We start from the raw sequence: 15325 nt of genomic DNA, 5'->3' as shown, positions 1-15325 counted from the left end.
ACTATTTTTCAATTAAAAACTAGGAACAAGCCTCGCAAAATACTTGCATAGTACTAATAAAAGTTCTTTTGAGTATATGCAAGTATTTTTTTGAGGTGTTTTTTGTAATATAATATATGTATACATAGGTTCTGTTTTATAAAAAAATATAATTTAGGAGGTGAAACAGGGAAATGGAAAACGTTATATTTGCTTTTAGTTTAACCCTTTTCGCAGGTCTATGCACAGGAATAGGCAGTGCTCTTGCTTTTTTTGCCAAGAAGACTAATACTAAATTTTTATCTATAAGCCTTGGTTTTTCAGCAGGAGTAATGATTTATGTTTCCATGATTGAAATATTTTTCAAAGCGAAAACTTCCCTTACAGCTGAACTTGGAATAAAAGCAGGGTCATGGCTTACAGTTGGGGCTTTTTTCGGAGGAATGCTTATTATTGCACTTATTGACAAAGTCATTCCAAGTGGGGAAAATCCCCATGATATGTATAAAGTTGAAGATATTAAAGATAGAGATAGTCACTCCAATTCTAAACTACTAAGAATGGGAATATTCACTGCACTGGCTGTTGGAATACATAACTTTCCGGAAGGTCTTGCAACATTTATCTCTGCACTTCAGGAACCATCAATAGCTATACCAATTGCAGTAGCTATAGCTATACACAATATACCAGAAGGAATAGCGGTATCGGTACCTGTTTACTACGCTACAGGGAATAGAAAGAAAGCTTTCTTATATTCTTTTCTATCTGGTATTTCTGAGCCTGTTGGGGCACTTGTTGGTTATCTAATATTGATGCCTTTTATGAACAATCTGGTGTTTGGTATAATTTTTGCAGCAGTAGCAGGAATAATGGTATTTATATCTCTTGATGAGTTACTGCCTTCTGCTGAGGAATACGGTGAACATCATCTTTCCATATATGGACTTGTAACCGGTATGGCAGTAATGGCCATCAGCTTGTTATTGTTTATATAAAAATAAATTAATAAATCAGTAGTGAAAAAACCGGACAAAAGTCATTTTTTATCCGGTTTTTTAGGCTTACTTAAATTATAAATTCGCAAAAAATTTGGCAATGATTAATATAATATTAACATATAAAATATTATGTAAAGAAACCAAATGTAAACTAAATATAAAAAATAATAATCTAAATAGATAACATATTAAATATTATGTTAATTAGAATAAAAGTTAACCAAAATAAGCATTATAAATATAAAACTTTTGTTCATACTATAAATAAGAAATATTTGGTATAATTAAATAAAAGTCATAAAAGGTGGTTTTGAAATGGGATATGGAATTAAAGAAGTAAAAGGTAATGCGGAAGGAATGGTTCTAAAAAAACTTAGTATTAACGGTAATGTATGTGGTAGTTATGCTGAAATATCCATACATCAAGATTATGAGAACAAAGGGGAAAAAGACATCGAAGGAATATATATGTTTCCGATTCCCCAAACAGCGTTGATTTCAAATTTTGAAGTTGAAATTGGAGGAAGAACTTTAAAGACTATAGTTGAAGAAAAAGAGAAAGCTATAAAAATTTATGAAAATGCAAAAACAAGAGGTGATAATGCTTTTTTATTAGAAGAATTTAAACCTAGACTATTTAAAATAAGTATAGGTAGAATTATTTCTGGTGAAACAGTAAAAATAAAATTATCCTACATAGATGATCTTCAGTATAAAGACAATACATATAAACTTGTAATCCCTTCTATATTTGAACCAAGACAACCAGAGGAAGGAACAACTATCAATAACTTGAAGCAAAGTATATTAAAAAAGTTTATTAATGATGATAGTGAACAAAGAGATTTTGAGTTTAAAACTAATATTTTAGTTGAATCACTTTGTCCTTTAGAATTTGAATCTCCTTATAACAAATTAAAAGTAGAAAGAGAAGGTGACACTGTAGCTAGAATTAATGTATTAGACGAGTATGAATCTATTGATAAAGATTTTGTACTTATAATGAAAGAGCAAAACCCTTTAGAAGCTGATGGAATGATATATGAATACAAAGAAGGAGAGCAAGAAAGAGGATTAGTTTATATTAGAATGGTACCAGAACTAGAGGATTTCGAAGAAGAAAAAAATGAAAGCTATGTTTTTCTTATAGATATTTCAGAAACAATGAAGGGAAATAAAATAGAGCAAGCTAAAAATGCATTACAGCTTTGTATTAGAAATCTTTCAGAAGAAGATACCTTTGATATTGTTGCTATGGGCGACAGTCTAAAGTATTTTTGGGATGAAGGCATGGCACAATTTAATGCAGATACTTTAAGAAAAGCATCAAGATGGATAGATAGCTTAGAAACAGAAAGTGATGCGGATATTTTTAGTGGTATAAAGCATAGCATCGAAAATGAAGGCGGGCATAATACAATACTAATCTTTACTGATGATCAAGTAGAAGAAGAAGAGGAAATACTAAATTATGTAAGAGTCAATATAGGTGATAATAGAATTTTCACCTTTGGTATAGATTCTGCAACTAATAATTATTTTCTTAATAAGCTAGCACATGAGAGTTATGGAAAAGCGGAATTTACTAATAAGGGAGAAAGAATAGAAGATGTCGTATTAAGACAGTTTAATAGAATTCAAAACCCAGAGGTGGAAGATATGAAAATTGATTGGGGCACCTTGAAGGTTGAGTCAACATATCCAAGAACTATTGATTATATGTATGATAGAGAGCCATTTTCTATTTTCGCAGATGTACTAGGTGATGTTAGTGGTGAAATCACAATAAGAGGTATGATTGGAAATAAGGAATATGTGAAAAAGGTAAATTTAGATAACTTTAATACTGAGGAAAATACAAGTCTTCTTAAAAAAGTATGGGTTAGAAAGAGAATAAAGTCTATAGAACAAAGTATGCGGACACAACGTGGAGAAGTTAAGGAATCAATGAGAAGAAAGGTCATAGAATTGTCTAAAGATACAGGACTTATAAGTCCAGAAACCACATTTATTTTCTTAGAATTAAGAAATGAGCCTGTACTTGGTATTGAACTTAGAAATATAATTCCAATTAAAGTTGAGGAAAGTACATTAGCTGATAAGGCTGATTTAGAAGAATTTCAGGAAAATGATCAGGTAGGCTTTCAGTTTAAATCTAACAATGAATATATAAAGGAAAGTGATAGGAAACATCTTGATGATAACATATATCTTGATAGGATATATCCAAGAGAAAAACTTCTAAGAATAATTGCAAAAAACCAGTTAGCAGATGGAGCCTTTGTAGACTATGAAGATTATAGTATAGAAGATAAGATAGAAACTACTGCTATGGTATTATTAGCTTTTAGTATTGGAAATGATGATATAGATATTTATTTTAATCAATTAAATAAATCTATGGAATTCATTTATACTAACTGTATAGAGCCAAACTCTAAATTAGAAAGTAGAATTGCAAAAATGACAATTCTTGCTTTAAATGGTGCTATAGAAAAGAGAATACTTAAAGTTAAAAATTTAGAGAAGGCACACAAAACTGTTAGTAATTTATATAAGATTCTAACAGAAAGAGAAGATACTGAAGAAATTTTAAATAATCTAACAGACTATTCGTTTAAGAAAAGTGTAATTTCACTATTTAAAGTAAGTGAAGATGGAAAAAGTATTACAGAAAAAATAGTAATAAGTGTTGAAAATAATTCTATATTTAGTATGGCTAAATTAGCTGTATTAAAAGGATTAAAAACTTTGTAAATGAGAAAATTCAGGATTTATTTATAATCCTGAATTTTCATTTCATAATCACCTTAAACTAAAAAATATGAAGTGAAGCTGGAAACGTGCACATATTATTGCTTTGATAGAGATGTAAGTATAAAAGTTATTGTTTTGCATGAGGAAATTTAAGGGAGATAAAAAATGATAGAATTAATAAATGTAACTAAGAGTTACAATGGCAAAATAAAAGCAGTTGATAGTCTTAACCTAATTGTTCCTAATGGTGAAATATTCGGTTTTTTGGGACCAAATGGTGCAGGAAAGACTACTACTATAAAGATGATTACAGGAATCATAAATCCCATTAGTGGAAATATATTAATAAATGGAATAGATATAAGAAAAGAATCTATAAAAGCAAAAAAACAATTTGGATTTGTTCCGGATAATCCAGATATGTTTTTAAGGCTTACAGGTATTGAGTATCTAAACTTTATGGCAGATATTTATGATGTAGGAATTGAAGAAAGAATAACTATTATAAAAAAATTATCACAGAGATTTGAAATGAGTAATGCACTTAAAGATCAGATTCAAAGCTATTCTCATGGTATGAGACAGAAAACAGTTATTATGGGTGTGCTAATACATAATCCATCTGTATGGATATTAGATGAACCTATGACAGGTTTAGATCCAAAATCTTCTTATATTCTAAAGGAAATGATGAGAGAACATGCAGATAAAGGAAATACAGTATTTTTTTCTACACACATATTAGAAGTAGCTGAGAAAATATGTGATAGATTTGCTATTATAAATAAGGGCAAAATATTGTTTTTGGGAACTTTTAAAGAATTGAAAGAACAGTTTAAAGAAGATAAGTCTTTGGAAAATATATTTTTGGAGATGACTGGAGATGAATAAATATATAAGTTTAACAAAAGTACTTTTCAAGAATGGAAGTAATTCTCTTACTATAGATAAGAAAAGAAGAACAAAAACTGTAGTTCTTTGGACTATTCTTGCAGCTGCCTTTCTACCAACAATAGCACTTATGTTTAGTTTTGTTTCCAAGGCATATGATGTGTTATTTGAAGTAAATCAGCAAGGATTAATTTTAGCTTTAGGAATCTCATTTGTATGTATGTTTATATTTTTCTTCGGTATTTTCTATTCACAAAATGTGCTCTATTTTGCTAATGATATAGAAATTTTACTGCCATTACCTTTTAAGCAGTCTCATATACTAGGAGCTAAATTTACAGTAGCATTATTTTATGAGTATTTGACTGAAGGGATTATACTTCTTCCACTGCTTATTGTGTATGGAACAAAAAGTAATGGATCATTTTTATACTATTTGTATGGAATAATTTTATTTTTGATTTTACCTATAATACCATTAAGTATAGCCTCATTTTTAATTATGTTAATAATGAGCTTTACAAATGTAGGAAGACATAAAGATAAATTAAAAGTTATAGGTGGAGTGTCAGCAATGTTTATAGCTGTTGGTATTAATAGTTGGATGCAAAAAATTGGTATGTCAACTACTAATCCTGATGAAATGCTTAAAATATTAAGGTCTGGAAACAATTCATTAATATCAATTTCTAACAAAATATTTCCAGGATCATCTATTGCTACAAAAGCGCTAATTTTAAATAGTAGTTTTCAGGGATTTATCAATATGCTTATGTTTTTAGGGGTCACAGCAGCCATTGTAGTAGTATTCTTAGCGTTGGGAGAAAAGCTATATTTTAAAGGGATAGTTGGGATTTCAGAAATATCATCAAAAAGAGAGGAAATAACTTCTAAGGAATTAGTAAAATCAGTATCACAAAACTCATCAATTAAAACACTAGTGATTAAAGAACTAAAAATCCTTTTTAGAACACCTGCTTACTTTATGAACTGCATATTAATGAATTTTTTATGGCCAGTATTTATTTTAATTCCGATTTTTACACAACCAGAAATAATGAATAATATAAGGGTAACATCTATTCTTGTAAGAGACTCGAAATTTATGGGATTAATTGCAGGGCTTTCTATATCAGCTAGTTTATTATTAAGTTCTAGTAACGGTATAACTGCGACAGCTATATCAAGAGAAGGCAAAAATCTATTTATAAGCAAATATATCCCTGTAAGATATACTATCCAGCTTACTGCAAAGTTATTATCAGGAATAATAATGAGCATAGTAGCTATTTTAATAATGTTGTTAGTTGGTATTATATTAATTAAACCACCAGTATTCTTGCTATTAGTAATACTATTTTTATCACTACCAGCAATTACTTTTATCTCAATAATTGGAATATTAATTGACTTGAACTTTCCAAAACTAAACTGGGATAACGAAGTTAAAGCTGTAAAACAAAATTTTAATGTAGTTATAACTTTGTTAATTGGTATGATTACAGCTGCAGCAATAGGATTTTTAATAGTAAAATTCGAAAATTACTCTTTTGTTGTTAGTATAACATTGTCTTTAATTTTGTTGATAATAGATTTTATTCTATATAAATTTACTATGGCTAAAAGCATAAATATAATACAGGAAATTGAAAGTTGAATAATGTCTATTATTTACTTGAAAACGTTGAAATTTCAAGTAAATTGGTATAAAATTAGCTTATATTGTCGTATTTAATCGTTAAAATATAAAGGATTTGGTGGTGTAAGTTAATGAATATAGTTATTGTTGGAGCAGGCCAAGGTGGATGTAATATTATACGTTCTTTTACCAATATCGAAGACATTAAAATTGATATGGTTATAGATAGAGATATGGATGCTTTAGGTATTAAATTGGCAAAGGATCAAGGAATTCGATGCAGTAAATCTATTGATGATATAAATCCAGATAATACTGATTTAATTTTAGAAGTAACAGGTAATAAAAATGTTTCTAGTATTCTATTAGATAAGTTTAAAGATAAGTGTACAATACTTGATTCTAAAGCAGCTCTATTAATTATATCTTTAGTAAAGAAGGATATGGAGACTCTAAATAAATTAAATAACAGTATGGAAACAATTGCAGACACTTCTTATACAATAGAACAACAACTAAGGCATATAACAGGTAGTGTCGATAGTATTCATAAAGTTAGTGAAAATTTGGTTTTTTGTACCGAAAATTCAAATGAATATATAATTAAAACTGATGAGATAGTTAAATATGTAGATAAAATGGCTAAGCATACTAAGATATTAGGGCTAAATGCTGCGATTCAAGCCGCTAGAGCAGGAGAACAAGGTAAAGGATTTTCAGTAGTAGCAACAGAAATACAAAAATTAGCTGAAAGTAACAAAAACTTTAGTGTGGAAATTGGAAGGATATTAAATCAATTATCTGATGAAATAAAAAAAATTAAAGATGAAACTGCTAAATTAAATCATTTATCTGAAGCGCAGGTGGATGCCTCAGATAAAGTTAATTTAGCAGTTGATAGACTTGTAAAAGAGACAAGTTAATACATAACTATGAATGGTTTGTTTCAAAATTACTTTTGTCAAATAATTTTGAACTTGCTTAAAAAATATGGGACTTAGTATTGAAATAAATTTAATTTCAACATTAAGTCTTTATTTTATTTCAACTACTGTAAATTTATTTAAAATAATCCACAAAATTTAATTTTTCCATGAAATTTTGTGTCGAAAAAGATTATGTAGGTTGACTACATTAAACGTCAAGTAATATTAGTTTAAATAATATTTAATCAATCCTTTAATAATAATAAATTTAAGGTGAAATTAATGTAATTGTGTGCTAAAATATAGAAGTAATTGGATGATAAAGAAAAATATGATATGTTTTCCTAAAAAGGTATTTATTTTTTTTCTAATGCAGTCGATAATTAATTAAATCTCATATATAATGTTATAACATAAAAATTAAAAAATGTTTTCGAAAGGAATAATTATAAAAATATTAATAAAATTTTATACATATATTATTAGTAACAAGGAGAGTATTTTTATGAGTAGTATAAGTCCTATTAGAACAAAAAAAGAAAAATGTACAGGCTGTAACAAATGTATAAGAGAATGCCCAATACTTGGTGCGAATATTTCTTTTATAGATGAAAATAATGAAAGCAAAGTAGTTGTAGATGAAGTAAAATGTATAAGTTGTGGAAAATGCATTGAAGTATGTCAACATAAGGCTAGGTATTTTGAAGACGATACCGAAAGATTTTTTGCTGATCTAAATAATGGAAAACCAATAAGCGTAATTGTAGCACCAGCAATAAGAGCTAACTTTTGGGATTATAAAAGAATACTAGGATATTTAAAAAACTTAAAAGTAAACGGTATATACGATGTATCTTTTGGTGCAGACATAACTACATGGGCGTATCTAAAATATATTAAAGAAAATAACATTAAATCCTTAATAGCACAACCTTGTTCTGTAGTCGTTAACTATATTGAGAAATATAAGCATGATTTAATTGAATATCTAGCACCTATTCATAGTCCTATTATGTGTACTGCTATATATCTTAAAAATTATACCAATATGATAGATTCTATAGCTTTTTTATCGCCATGTATAGGCAAAATAGTTGAAATTAATGATAAGAATACTAAAAGTCTAATAACATATAACGTTACTTTTAAGAAATTAATGAATTATATCAAAGAACACAATATAGATATTAGCAAATATAATGAAGTGGATTTTGATAATATTCCTTCCAGTCTAGGATGCGTATACAGTATCCCTGGTGGATTAAAGTCAAATATTGAAGCTAGAAGAAAGAACTTGCGAGTAAAACAAGTTGAAGGTCCTAATGAATTTAAAAACTACTTAGATATATATAATGATTATGCAAAAAAAGGTAAACAAATACCTAATGTTGTAGATATACTAAATTGTTCTAAAGGGTGTAACCAAGGAACTGCATGTGTAGATGGACTAAATGATTATGATATAGAACACAAATTTTTGAAATTTAAAGAAGAAAAGCTTCAGGAAAAAGAAAATATGTTTAAAAACAGAATACGAGCTATAGATGGGTATTTTGATAAAAAGTTAAGATTAGATGATTTTATAAGGGCGTATTCAAAAGAAGAAATCCATCAGATTAAAGAACCTTCTGCTTCAGATTATAATAATATTTTTAATGATATGTTAAAATATACAGATGAAGATAGGGAATTAAATTGTTCTGCTTGTGGTTATGATACATGTAATAATATGGCTAAAACAATTTTCAATGATATAAATATGAAGGAAAATTGTATGTACTATATAAAAAAGGCTATTGAAGTTGAAAATAGGAAGCTTGAAGAAAAGAACTATCAAATACAGAAAGCACTAGATGATATTGAAATAATGAATAAAGAAAGGGAAGAGAAGGCTAGAAATTTAAATAATTATGTTAAAGAAATTGCACTATCTATAGATGAGGTAGCTAAAGGAAGTGAGGAAAGCTCTATCGCTATTCAAAATATATCTAAAGAATTGGAAGAAATAATTAATACTTCAAATTTACTTAAAAATGGAGTAGATGAAATGAAAAATAGCGTTGAACATTTTTCTAACGCTTCTAGAGAAATTGTAAATATAGCAGGACAAACAAGTCTTCTTTCGTTAAATGCTTCTATCGAAGCTGCTCGAGCAGGAGAAGAAGGTAAAGGATTTGCAGTTGTTGCTGAAGAGGTTAAAAAGTTAGCGGAACAATCTAAAAATGTTGCCACATCAACTAAAAAAGATGAGGATGTAATGATTAATTTAGTTGGTAAGATATTGGATGTTTCGGATAATTTAGCTAGTAAGATAGATAGTATTACTAGTTCTATTCAAACTATTTCAGCTACAATAGAGGAAACTACTGCAAAGGGAGAAGAGATTGTTTTATCAACAAAAAAACTTGTATAACCAAATATATAAACAAAAAACTCTCTACGATAACAGAAGCAAAAAGTTTCTGTAATATCGTGGAGGGTTTTGAATATATTAATATTTTTTCTTTTCCCAATTTTTTTCTTTATATGCAAGTACACCATTTACAATTAAGGACTTATAACCTAAAATATTGCGAAGCTTAATTGTAATATCTTTAATTTCTTCGTTATTCATTTTTTTAGGAACGTAAACTGTAATTTCATCTTTTATGAAAAAGTCATACATATTGATATAAGATGGTTTTCCAACCTTGACCACAGGAACGTAAACTGGTCCTGAGCAGCAGCCTCCTCTATTGTCCATTTTTATATAAATATCTTGAACATTTCTTTTATTTAGATACTCTTTAACTCCTTGTTTAATTTCGATATTCATAATAACACCCCGTTTTTATTAAGTTTTTACAATTAAGTATACTATAATATATTGTACATCTTATATCATTTTCTTGGCAACGTTTAAAATTACTTTATTAATTAAAACTTTAAAAATAGCACTAGTCTAAGATAAAAATATGATAATGATTTGATTTTAATCAATCTACATAGTCAACTACAACCAACACTGAAACAAAAAAGAAATTCCTTGGGTTATTTGGTTAATATTATTAGCTGCGAAAATTAAATTTCGTGGTTATTTTTTTTTTAATGTGGAAAAAGAATATTAGGAGGACTGTGTTATGAGTAAAATTAAGAAAGTGGCAATATGGATTTTATCAATAATTTTATTAATAGGTATGATATTTACAGGTTCATATTCATTTGCTAAATATAAATATAATAGTGATCTTGTTAAAAATGAAACTTCTAAAGAAGATACCAGTGAAGCACCAGAAGTTGAAGAAAAAAATTATGAAACAGAAACAAATATTAAAAATATCCTTCTTGTTGGAGTAGACACTAGAGGGGATTATGAAGATAGTAAGACAGATACTATAATAATTGCAACTATTGATCCTAATACAAAAAAAGTTAAACTAACTTCATTAATGAGAGATATGTATGTTGAGATACCAGGAAAAGGTTACAATAAAATTAATTCTGCTTTTCAAATTGGTGGTATAGAATTATTGAAAAAGACTATAAGATATAATTTTGATCTAAATATAGATTATTATGCGTCTATTGATTTTCAAGGTTTTCAGTCATTGATTGATAAGGTGGGAGGAATAGAATTAGATGTTAAAAAACATGAGGTTAATGAGATTAATAAGTATATAGAAGAAGTTAATGGAAGTAAGTCTACTGTTATAAACAAAGAAGGTATGCAGTTTCTAAATGGACAACAAGCACTATCATATTGCAGAATAAGAAAAGTCGGAAATAGTGATTATGAAAGAACTGAAAGACAAAGAAGGGTGTTATCACTTCTACTATCAAAATTAAAAGAAGTGAATACTACAAAACTTCCTTCCATATATTCTACTATTTCACCTTATGTGAAAACAGATATTTCATTTGGTTCAGTATTAAAACTTGGATATACTGTCTACAATTTTGATAGTTATACGCCTGATACATTAAGGCTTCCAGTTGATAATTGTTATAAAGACACTTATATTAAAGGAATGTCTGTTTTAATTCCAAACTTAAAAGAAACTGCAATAGAATTGCATAAATTTATATATCCTAGCACAGAATCATATAATGTAAAAGTTCCTGATAATTCATCAATATATAATGGTCGTAAAGCTGAAATAACTACTATAAATGAGAATGTAGTTTCTATGTGATCTACTCAAAGAATAACAAGGTAGTATGATAGTATATTGAACTTGTTATTCTTTGAAAATATTTAGCAAAAGTATTGACAAAAAATAAAAACAAGTAATATAATGAATTGTAAATCATAAAGTAAATTCATTGAAAAGAAGAGTACTTTTTAACAAACCTCAACAATAACACATAAGCGAGCAGGGATGGTGGAAGCCTGTGAGGAAGCTAAAAAGGAAGAGAGCCTTGGAGAAGCTTGCGAAAAAGGTATAATGATGCATTCATTAAATCACAAGCAAGCCGTTAACTGCGTTAAAGTTTTGAGTGGACTTGGTATAATGGCCTTGTCAACAAGAGTGGTACCACGGATATATTCCCGTCTCTATATATTAGAGACGGGTTTTTATAATTATAATAATTAATTTGGGATATAAAAAGAGTAATTGTTTACTTACCTTTTAAAAATATCAATTCCCGAGAATTAACTGGAGGTTTGAATATGGATTACAAAAAATTAGTTGCTGAAAGAATAAAAGAAAATGTAGATTTGGAATTAGAAACTATCGAGAAGCTTATAGAAATACCACCACAGTCCCGTATGGGTGATTATGCTTTCCCTTGTTTTCAACTATCAAAGACTTTAAGAAAAGCACCAAACATGATTGCTCAAGACATAAAAGAAAAAGTAAATCAGGATGGTTTTGAAAAGGTAGAAAACTTAGGACCATATTTAAACTTTTTCGTAGATAAGTTAGCATTTACAAAAAACACTATCGAAAAAGTTATTTCCAAGGGAGATAAATACGGTTCCTCAGAAATAGGAAAAGGAAAAAACATAACAATAGACTATTCATCACCTAATATTGCAAAACCTTTCCATGTAGGTCATTTATTTAGTACTGCTATAGGAAATTCACTATATCAAATATTATCCTCCCAAGGATATAACTGTATAGGTATTAATCATTTAGGAGACTGGGGTACTCAGTTTGGAAAGCTTATATCTGCCTATAAAAAATGGTGTGATGATGAAGCTTTAGAAAAGGACCCTATAAAAGAATTACTAAGAATATATGTTAAATTCCATGATGAAGCAGAAAAAGATCCATCCTTGGAAGATGAAGGCAGAATGTACTTTAAAAAGCTAGAAGATGGATGTGAAGAAGAAGTTAAGCTTTGGCAGAGATTTAAAGATCTAAGTTTAAAGGAATTTAAAAATGTTTATGAAATGCTTGGAGTAGAATTCGATTCCTATGCTGGTGAAAGCTTCTATAATGATAAAATGGATGATGTAATTCAGGAAATAGATGATAAGGGTATACTTGTAGAAAGTAATGGCGCAAAGGTTGTAATGCTTGATGAATACAATATGCCACCATGTATTATAAAAAAAGCTGACGGAGCAACTATTTATGCAACACGTGATTTGGCTGCAGCAACTTATAGAAAGAAAAACTATGATTTTGCAAAGAGCATATATGTAGTTGGAATGGACCAAAGTCTTCATTTTAAACAATTGTTTACTACATTAAAGCTTATGGGACATGATTGGGCAGATTCATGCAAGCATGTAGCCTTCGGACTTGTAAGATTTGCTGATAAGAAGTTATCAACAAGAAAAGGGGATGTTATATTCCTTGAAGACTTGTTGAATGAATCAATAGAAAAAATATTAGAAGTAATAAATGAAAAGAATCCAGATCTTGAGAATAAAGAAGAAACTGCTAAAAAGATAGGCATAGGAGCTGTAGTATTTACTTACTTGAAAAATAATAGAGAAAAAGATATAGTATTTGATTGGAAAGAAATGCTAAGTTTTGATGGTGAAACAGGTCCATATGTACAATACAGTTATGCAAGAGGTAAGAGTATACTAAGAAAAGCAGGAGAAATAACTGGCGACGTAGATTATAGTAAATTAAATTCTATAGAAGAATTTGAACTTATAAAATCACTTGAGGGCTTTAATAAGGCTATATTAGACGCTATAGATAGACTAGAACCTTTTATGGTGACAAGATATATAATAGAAGTAGCTAAAGGTTTTAATAAATTCTATAATGCTCATAATATAATAAATTCACAGGACGAAGAAACAAAGAAAGCTAGATTGAAACTTGTAGAAGCTACTTGTCAGGTAATAAAGAATGGATTAAAGTTAATTGGCCTTGAAGTAGTTGAAAAGATGTAGATTTGATTATTAAAAGTGGCAATGAATTTGTATTCATTGCCACTTTATGGTATTTTCCGTTTTCAAACTAATTCCTTTGTTATATAATATTATTATACTCCTATTTTTATATAGATGGCTAAGGAGTAAAATCAAAATTTGATTTTACAAAAAAGAACTTTTATTAACAATTGTTTGGGGGACTTTGAATGTTTATAAAAGAATATAATGACCTACTAGACATACAGGATGATGTATTTGATTGCTATAGTATGATGGATATAGCATATTTTGATATAGAAACAACTGGTTTTGATAGGGAAGAAGATAGTTTAATATTAATATCTCTAGGTAGATTTATAGATTATAATAATTTTTATATTAAACAATACTTTGCCGAATCTTTAGAAGATGAGAAGGATATTTTAAGTGAATTTGAAGCAGATTTAAAAAAGTATAGTATGTGGTGTTCATATAATGGTATAGCCTTTGATGAACCCTTTATAAAGAAAAGGATGGAGAAACATAATATATTCTTTGAAGCTCCAAAGCATCATATTGACTTATACAGGCGTATTAGACCGTACTATAAACAACTTGGTATGGAAAGGTGTAATCTTAAAAGTGTTGAAAAACATATTGGAATCCAAAGGGAAGATAAAATTGATGGAGGAATAAGTGTAGATTTGTATGAAGAATTCTTAGTTACTTATGAACAAGCATTAAAGGAAACAATAATGCTTCATAATTACGAAGATGTTTTAAATCTTCCAAAGATACATGAATTTATTTATAAAGTTGAAAATAACCACAACCTAATTAGGGAAGATGGTATAACGGATAAACAACTAAAATATTTAAAAAGTCTATTAAAGAAAAACGAATTACAATTAAATGCTGATTTGGAGCGAATATCTAAGAAAGCAGCAGCTAGAATAATAGATCAAATTTTAAAAGGATATAGAGACTGTGAAGAAATGACAAATATAATAAACAATAGTTATTAGCAGAGTTTAGTGTTAATAACTATTGTTTATTATAGCATGATTTTCATAGATAAGTAAAAAAATAAGTCTTATGTATACTTAAAGACATAATTATTAAATATTTTGCTAATTAAAAACATTTAGACTTTAAGTTGAATTTAAAGTATAATAGAATTAAAAAAGGGAGGATAGTTATGATTAGTAAAATTATGCATTCAAATATAATAAAATTAAAAATAGAAGATACATTAAGTAAAGCCATTGATATAATGAATGACAATAAAATAAACGGGGCCCCAGTAGTAGATGATGACGGAAAGCTTGTAGGTATGATAGTTAAAGCTGATATATATAGGTTTCTAATGGAGGAAGGTCATTATGAAACTTGCCCTGTAGATTGGGTTATGACAAAAGAAGTTATCACAGCGTCTATAAGCGAAGATATCTTAGATATTGCAAAAAGACTAAGACAAAATGATATAATAGCAGTTCCTATTATTGATGAAGGTGTTATTGTCGGAATAGTTACTATTGAAGATATAATGGATTATATTATAGAAAAGTACAACAAATGAATAGAATAATTTAGATAAAAATTAGTTTTAAACATAGAAAAACTCAAGTATTATTAAGTACTTGAGTTTTAGTTAAAATCTTATTCTATTTAAGGTGTTTTCTTGTAACTAGAACAGTGACTAGAACAAGAACCGCAATCACATTTACCAGCTGACTTTTTCTTTATGTTCTTATAAAATATATAAACTGCAGACATAACTATAATTGAAGTTACTATAATTTCAAAAGACATTTTAAAACCTCCCAAC

The 15325-nt window shown here is 28.3% G+C and carries 12 protein-coding genes and 1 other annotated feature; of the genes, 10 read left to right on the top strand and 2 right to left on the bottom strand.

What is annotated here, in order from left to right; translation table 11 throughout:
* Positions 1-173: 173 nt before the first annotated feature.
* From zupT to CLMAG_RS14030, 6 genes are all read left to right on the top strand, one after another.
* Entirely contained in the window at positions 174-977 is an 804-nt protein-coding gene (zupT, locus tag CLMAG_RS14055; protein WP_066623498.1) for a zinc transporter ZupT, read from the top strand.
* 318 nt (positions 978-1295) lie between these two features.
* On the top strand, positions 1296-3737 hold the full coding sequence (locus CLMAG_RS14050; protein ID WP_066623495.1) for a VIT and vWA domain-containing protein: 2442 nt from the start codon (positions 1296-1298) through the stop codon (positions 3735-3737).
* A gap of 165 nt (positions 3738-3902) precedes the next feature.
* Positions 3903-4628 carry an ABC transporter ATP-binding protein gene (locus tag CLMAG_RS14045; protein WP_066623490.1) on the top strand — a complete coding sequence of 242 codons (726 nt, stop codon included), beginning with the start codon at positions 3903-3905 and terminating at the stop codon, positions 4626-4628.
* Entirely contained in the window at positions 4621-6285 is a 1665-nt protein-coding gene (locus CLMAG_RS14040) for a putative ABC transporter permease subunit (RefSeq protein WP_066623488.1), read from the top strand. The genes CLMAG_RS14045 and CLMAG_RS14040 overlap by 8 nt, the downstream gene beginning before the upstream one ends.
* 113 nt (positions 6286-6398) lie before the next feature.
* Complete coding sequence (locus CLMAG_RS14035) at positions 6399-7190, top strand: methyl-accepting chemotaxis protein (protein WP_066623487.1); 792 nt, start codon at positions 6399-6401, stop codon at positions 7188-7190.
* 508 nt (positions 7191-7698) lie between these two features.
* Positions 7699-9606, top strand: a complete 1908-nt coding sequence (locus CLMAG_RS14030; RefSeq protein WP_066623483.1) for a [Fe-Fe] hydrogenase large subunit C-terminal domain-containing protein — start codon at positions 7699-7701, stop codon at positions 9604-9606.
* A gap of 78 nt (positions 9607-9684) precedes the next feature.
* Here the strand turns inward: CLMAG_RS14030 and CLMAG_RS14025 are convergent, their stop codons facing one another.
* The gene (locus tag CLMAG_RS14025; protein ID WP_066623481.1) at positions 9685-10008 is read right to left on the bottom strand and encodes a CC/Se motif family (seleno)protein; all 324 of its coding nucleotides are present in this window, start codon (positions 10006-10008) and stop codon (positions 9685-9687) included.
* 304 nt (positions 10009-10312) lie between these two features.
* Between CLMAG_RS14025 and CLMAG_RS14020 the strand changes: the two genes are divergently transcribed.
* The 4 genes from CLMAG_RS14020 to CLMAG_RS14000 all read left to right on the top strand — a co-directional run bounded on the left by CLMAG_RS14020 (position 10313) and on the right by CLMAG_RS14000 (position 15076).
* Positions 10313-11365, top strand: coding sequence for an LCP family protein (locus CLMAG_RS14020; protein ID WP_066623478.1), 1053 nt, complete (start codon positions 10313-10315; stop codon positions 11363-11365).
* Positions 11366-11486: 121 nt separating this feature from the next.
* Positions 11487-11732, top strand: a binding site (T-box leader).
* Between the two features lie 112 nt (positions 11733-11844).
* A complete protein-coding gene (argS, locus tag CLMAG_RS14010; RefSeq protein ID WP_066623469.1) occupies positions 11845-13536 on the top strand; it encodes an arginine--tRNA ligase in 1692 nt (563 codons plus the stop codon).
* 188 nt (positions 13537-13724) lie between these two features.
* Positions 13725-14522, top strand: a complete 798-nt coding sequence (locus tag CLMAG_RS14005) for a ribonuclease H-like domain-containing protein (RefSeq protein WP_066623467.1) — start codon at positions 13725-13727, stop codon at positions 14520-14522.
* 173 nt (positions 14523-14695) lie between these two features.
* Positions 14696-15076, top strand: a complete 381-nt coding sequence (locus tag CLMAG_RS14000) for a CBS domain-containing protein (protein WP_066623464.1) — start codon at positions 14696-14698, stop codon at positions 15074-15076.
* An 89-nt stretch (positions 15077-15165) separates the two neighbouring features.
* Here CLMAG_RS14000 and CLMAG_RS30800 read toward each other — a convergent pair whose 3' ends face one another.
* A complete protein-coding gene (locus CLMAG_RS30800; protein WP_073393232.1) occupies positions 15166-15309 on the bottom strand; it encodes a FeoB-associated Cys-rich membrane protein in 144 nt (47 codons plus the stop codon).
* Between the last annotated feature and the right edge of the window lie 16 nt (positions 15310-15325).

This window comes from Clostridium magnum DSM 2767 (assembly GCF_001623875.1).
In the GTDB taxonomy this organism is placed as follows: domain Bacteria; phylum Bacillota; class Clostridia; order Clostridiales; family Clostridiaceae; genus Clostridium_AM; species Clostridium_AM magnum.
The sequence above is the reverse complement of the archived record's forward strand: the minus strand, read 5'-3'. Positions and strand labels throughout refer to the sequence as shown.

Coding starts and splice junctions, on each gene's coding strand:
- zupT (WP_066623498.1), top strand. CDS start 174: ATGGAAAACGTTATATTTGCTTTTAGTTTAACCCTTTTCGCAGGTCTA.
- CLMAG_RS14050 (WP_066623495.1), top strand. CDS start 1,296: ATGGGATATGGAATTAAAGAAGTAAAAGGTAATGCGGAAGGAATGGTT.
- CLMAG_RS14045 (WP_066623490.1), top strand. CDS start 3,903: ATGATAGAATTAATAAATGTAACTAAGAGTTACAATGGCAAAATAAAA.
- CLMAG_RS14040 (WP_066623488.1), top strand. CDS start 4,621: ATGAATAAATATATAAGTTTAACAAAAGTACTTTTCAAGAATGGAAGT.
- CLMAG_RS14035 (WP_066623487.1), top strand. CDS start 6,399: ATGAATATAGTTATTGTTGGAGCAGGCCAAGGTGGATGTAATATTATA.
- CLMAG_RS14030 (WP_066623483.1), top strand. CDS start 7,699: ATGAGTAGTATAAGTCCTATTAGAACAAAAAAAGAAAAATGTACAGGC.
- CLMAG_RS14025 (WP_066623481.1), bottom strand. CDS start 10,008: ATGAATATCGAAATTAAACAAGGAGTTAAAGAGTATCTAAATAAAAGA.
- CLMAG_RS14020 (WP_066623478.1), top strand. CDS start 10,313: ATGAGTAAAATTAAGAAAGTGGCAATATGGATTTTATCAATAATTTTA.
- argS (WP_066623469.1), top strand. CDS start 11,845: ATGGATTACAAAAAATTAGTTGCTGAAAGAATAAAAGAAAATGTAGAT.
- CLMAG_RS14005 (WP_066623467.1), top strand. CDS start 13,725: ATGTTTATAAAAGAATATAATGACCTACTAGACATACAGGATGATGTA.
- CLMAG_RS14000 (WP_066623464.1), top strand. CDS start 14,696: ATGATTAGTAAAATTATGCATTCAAATATAATAAAATTAAAAATAGAA.
- CLMAG_RS30800 (WP_073393232.1), bottom strand. CDS start 15,309: ATGTCTTTTGAAATTATAGTAACTTCAATTATAGTTATGTCTGCAGTT.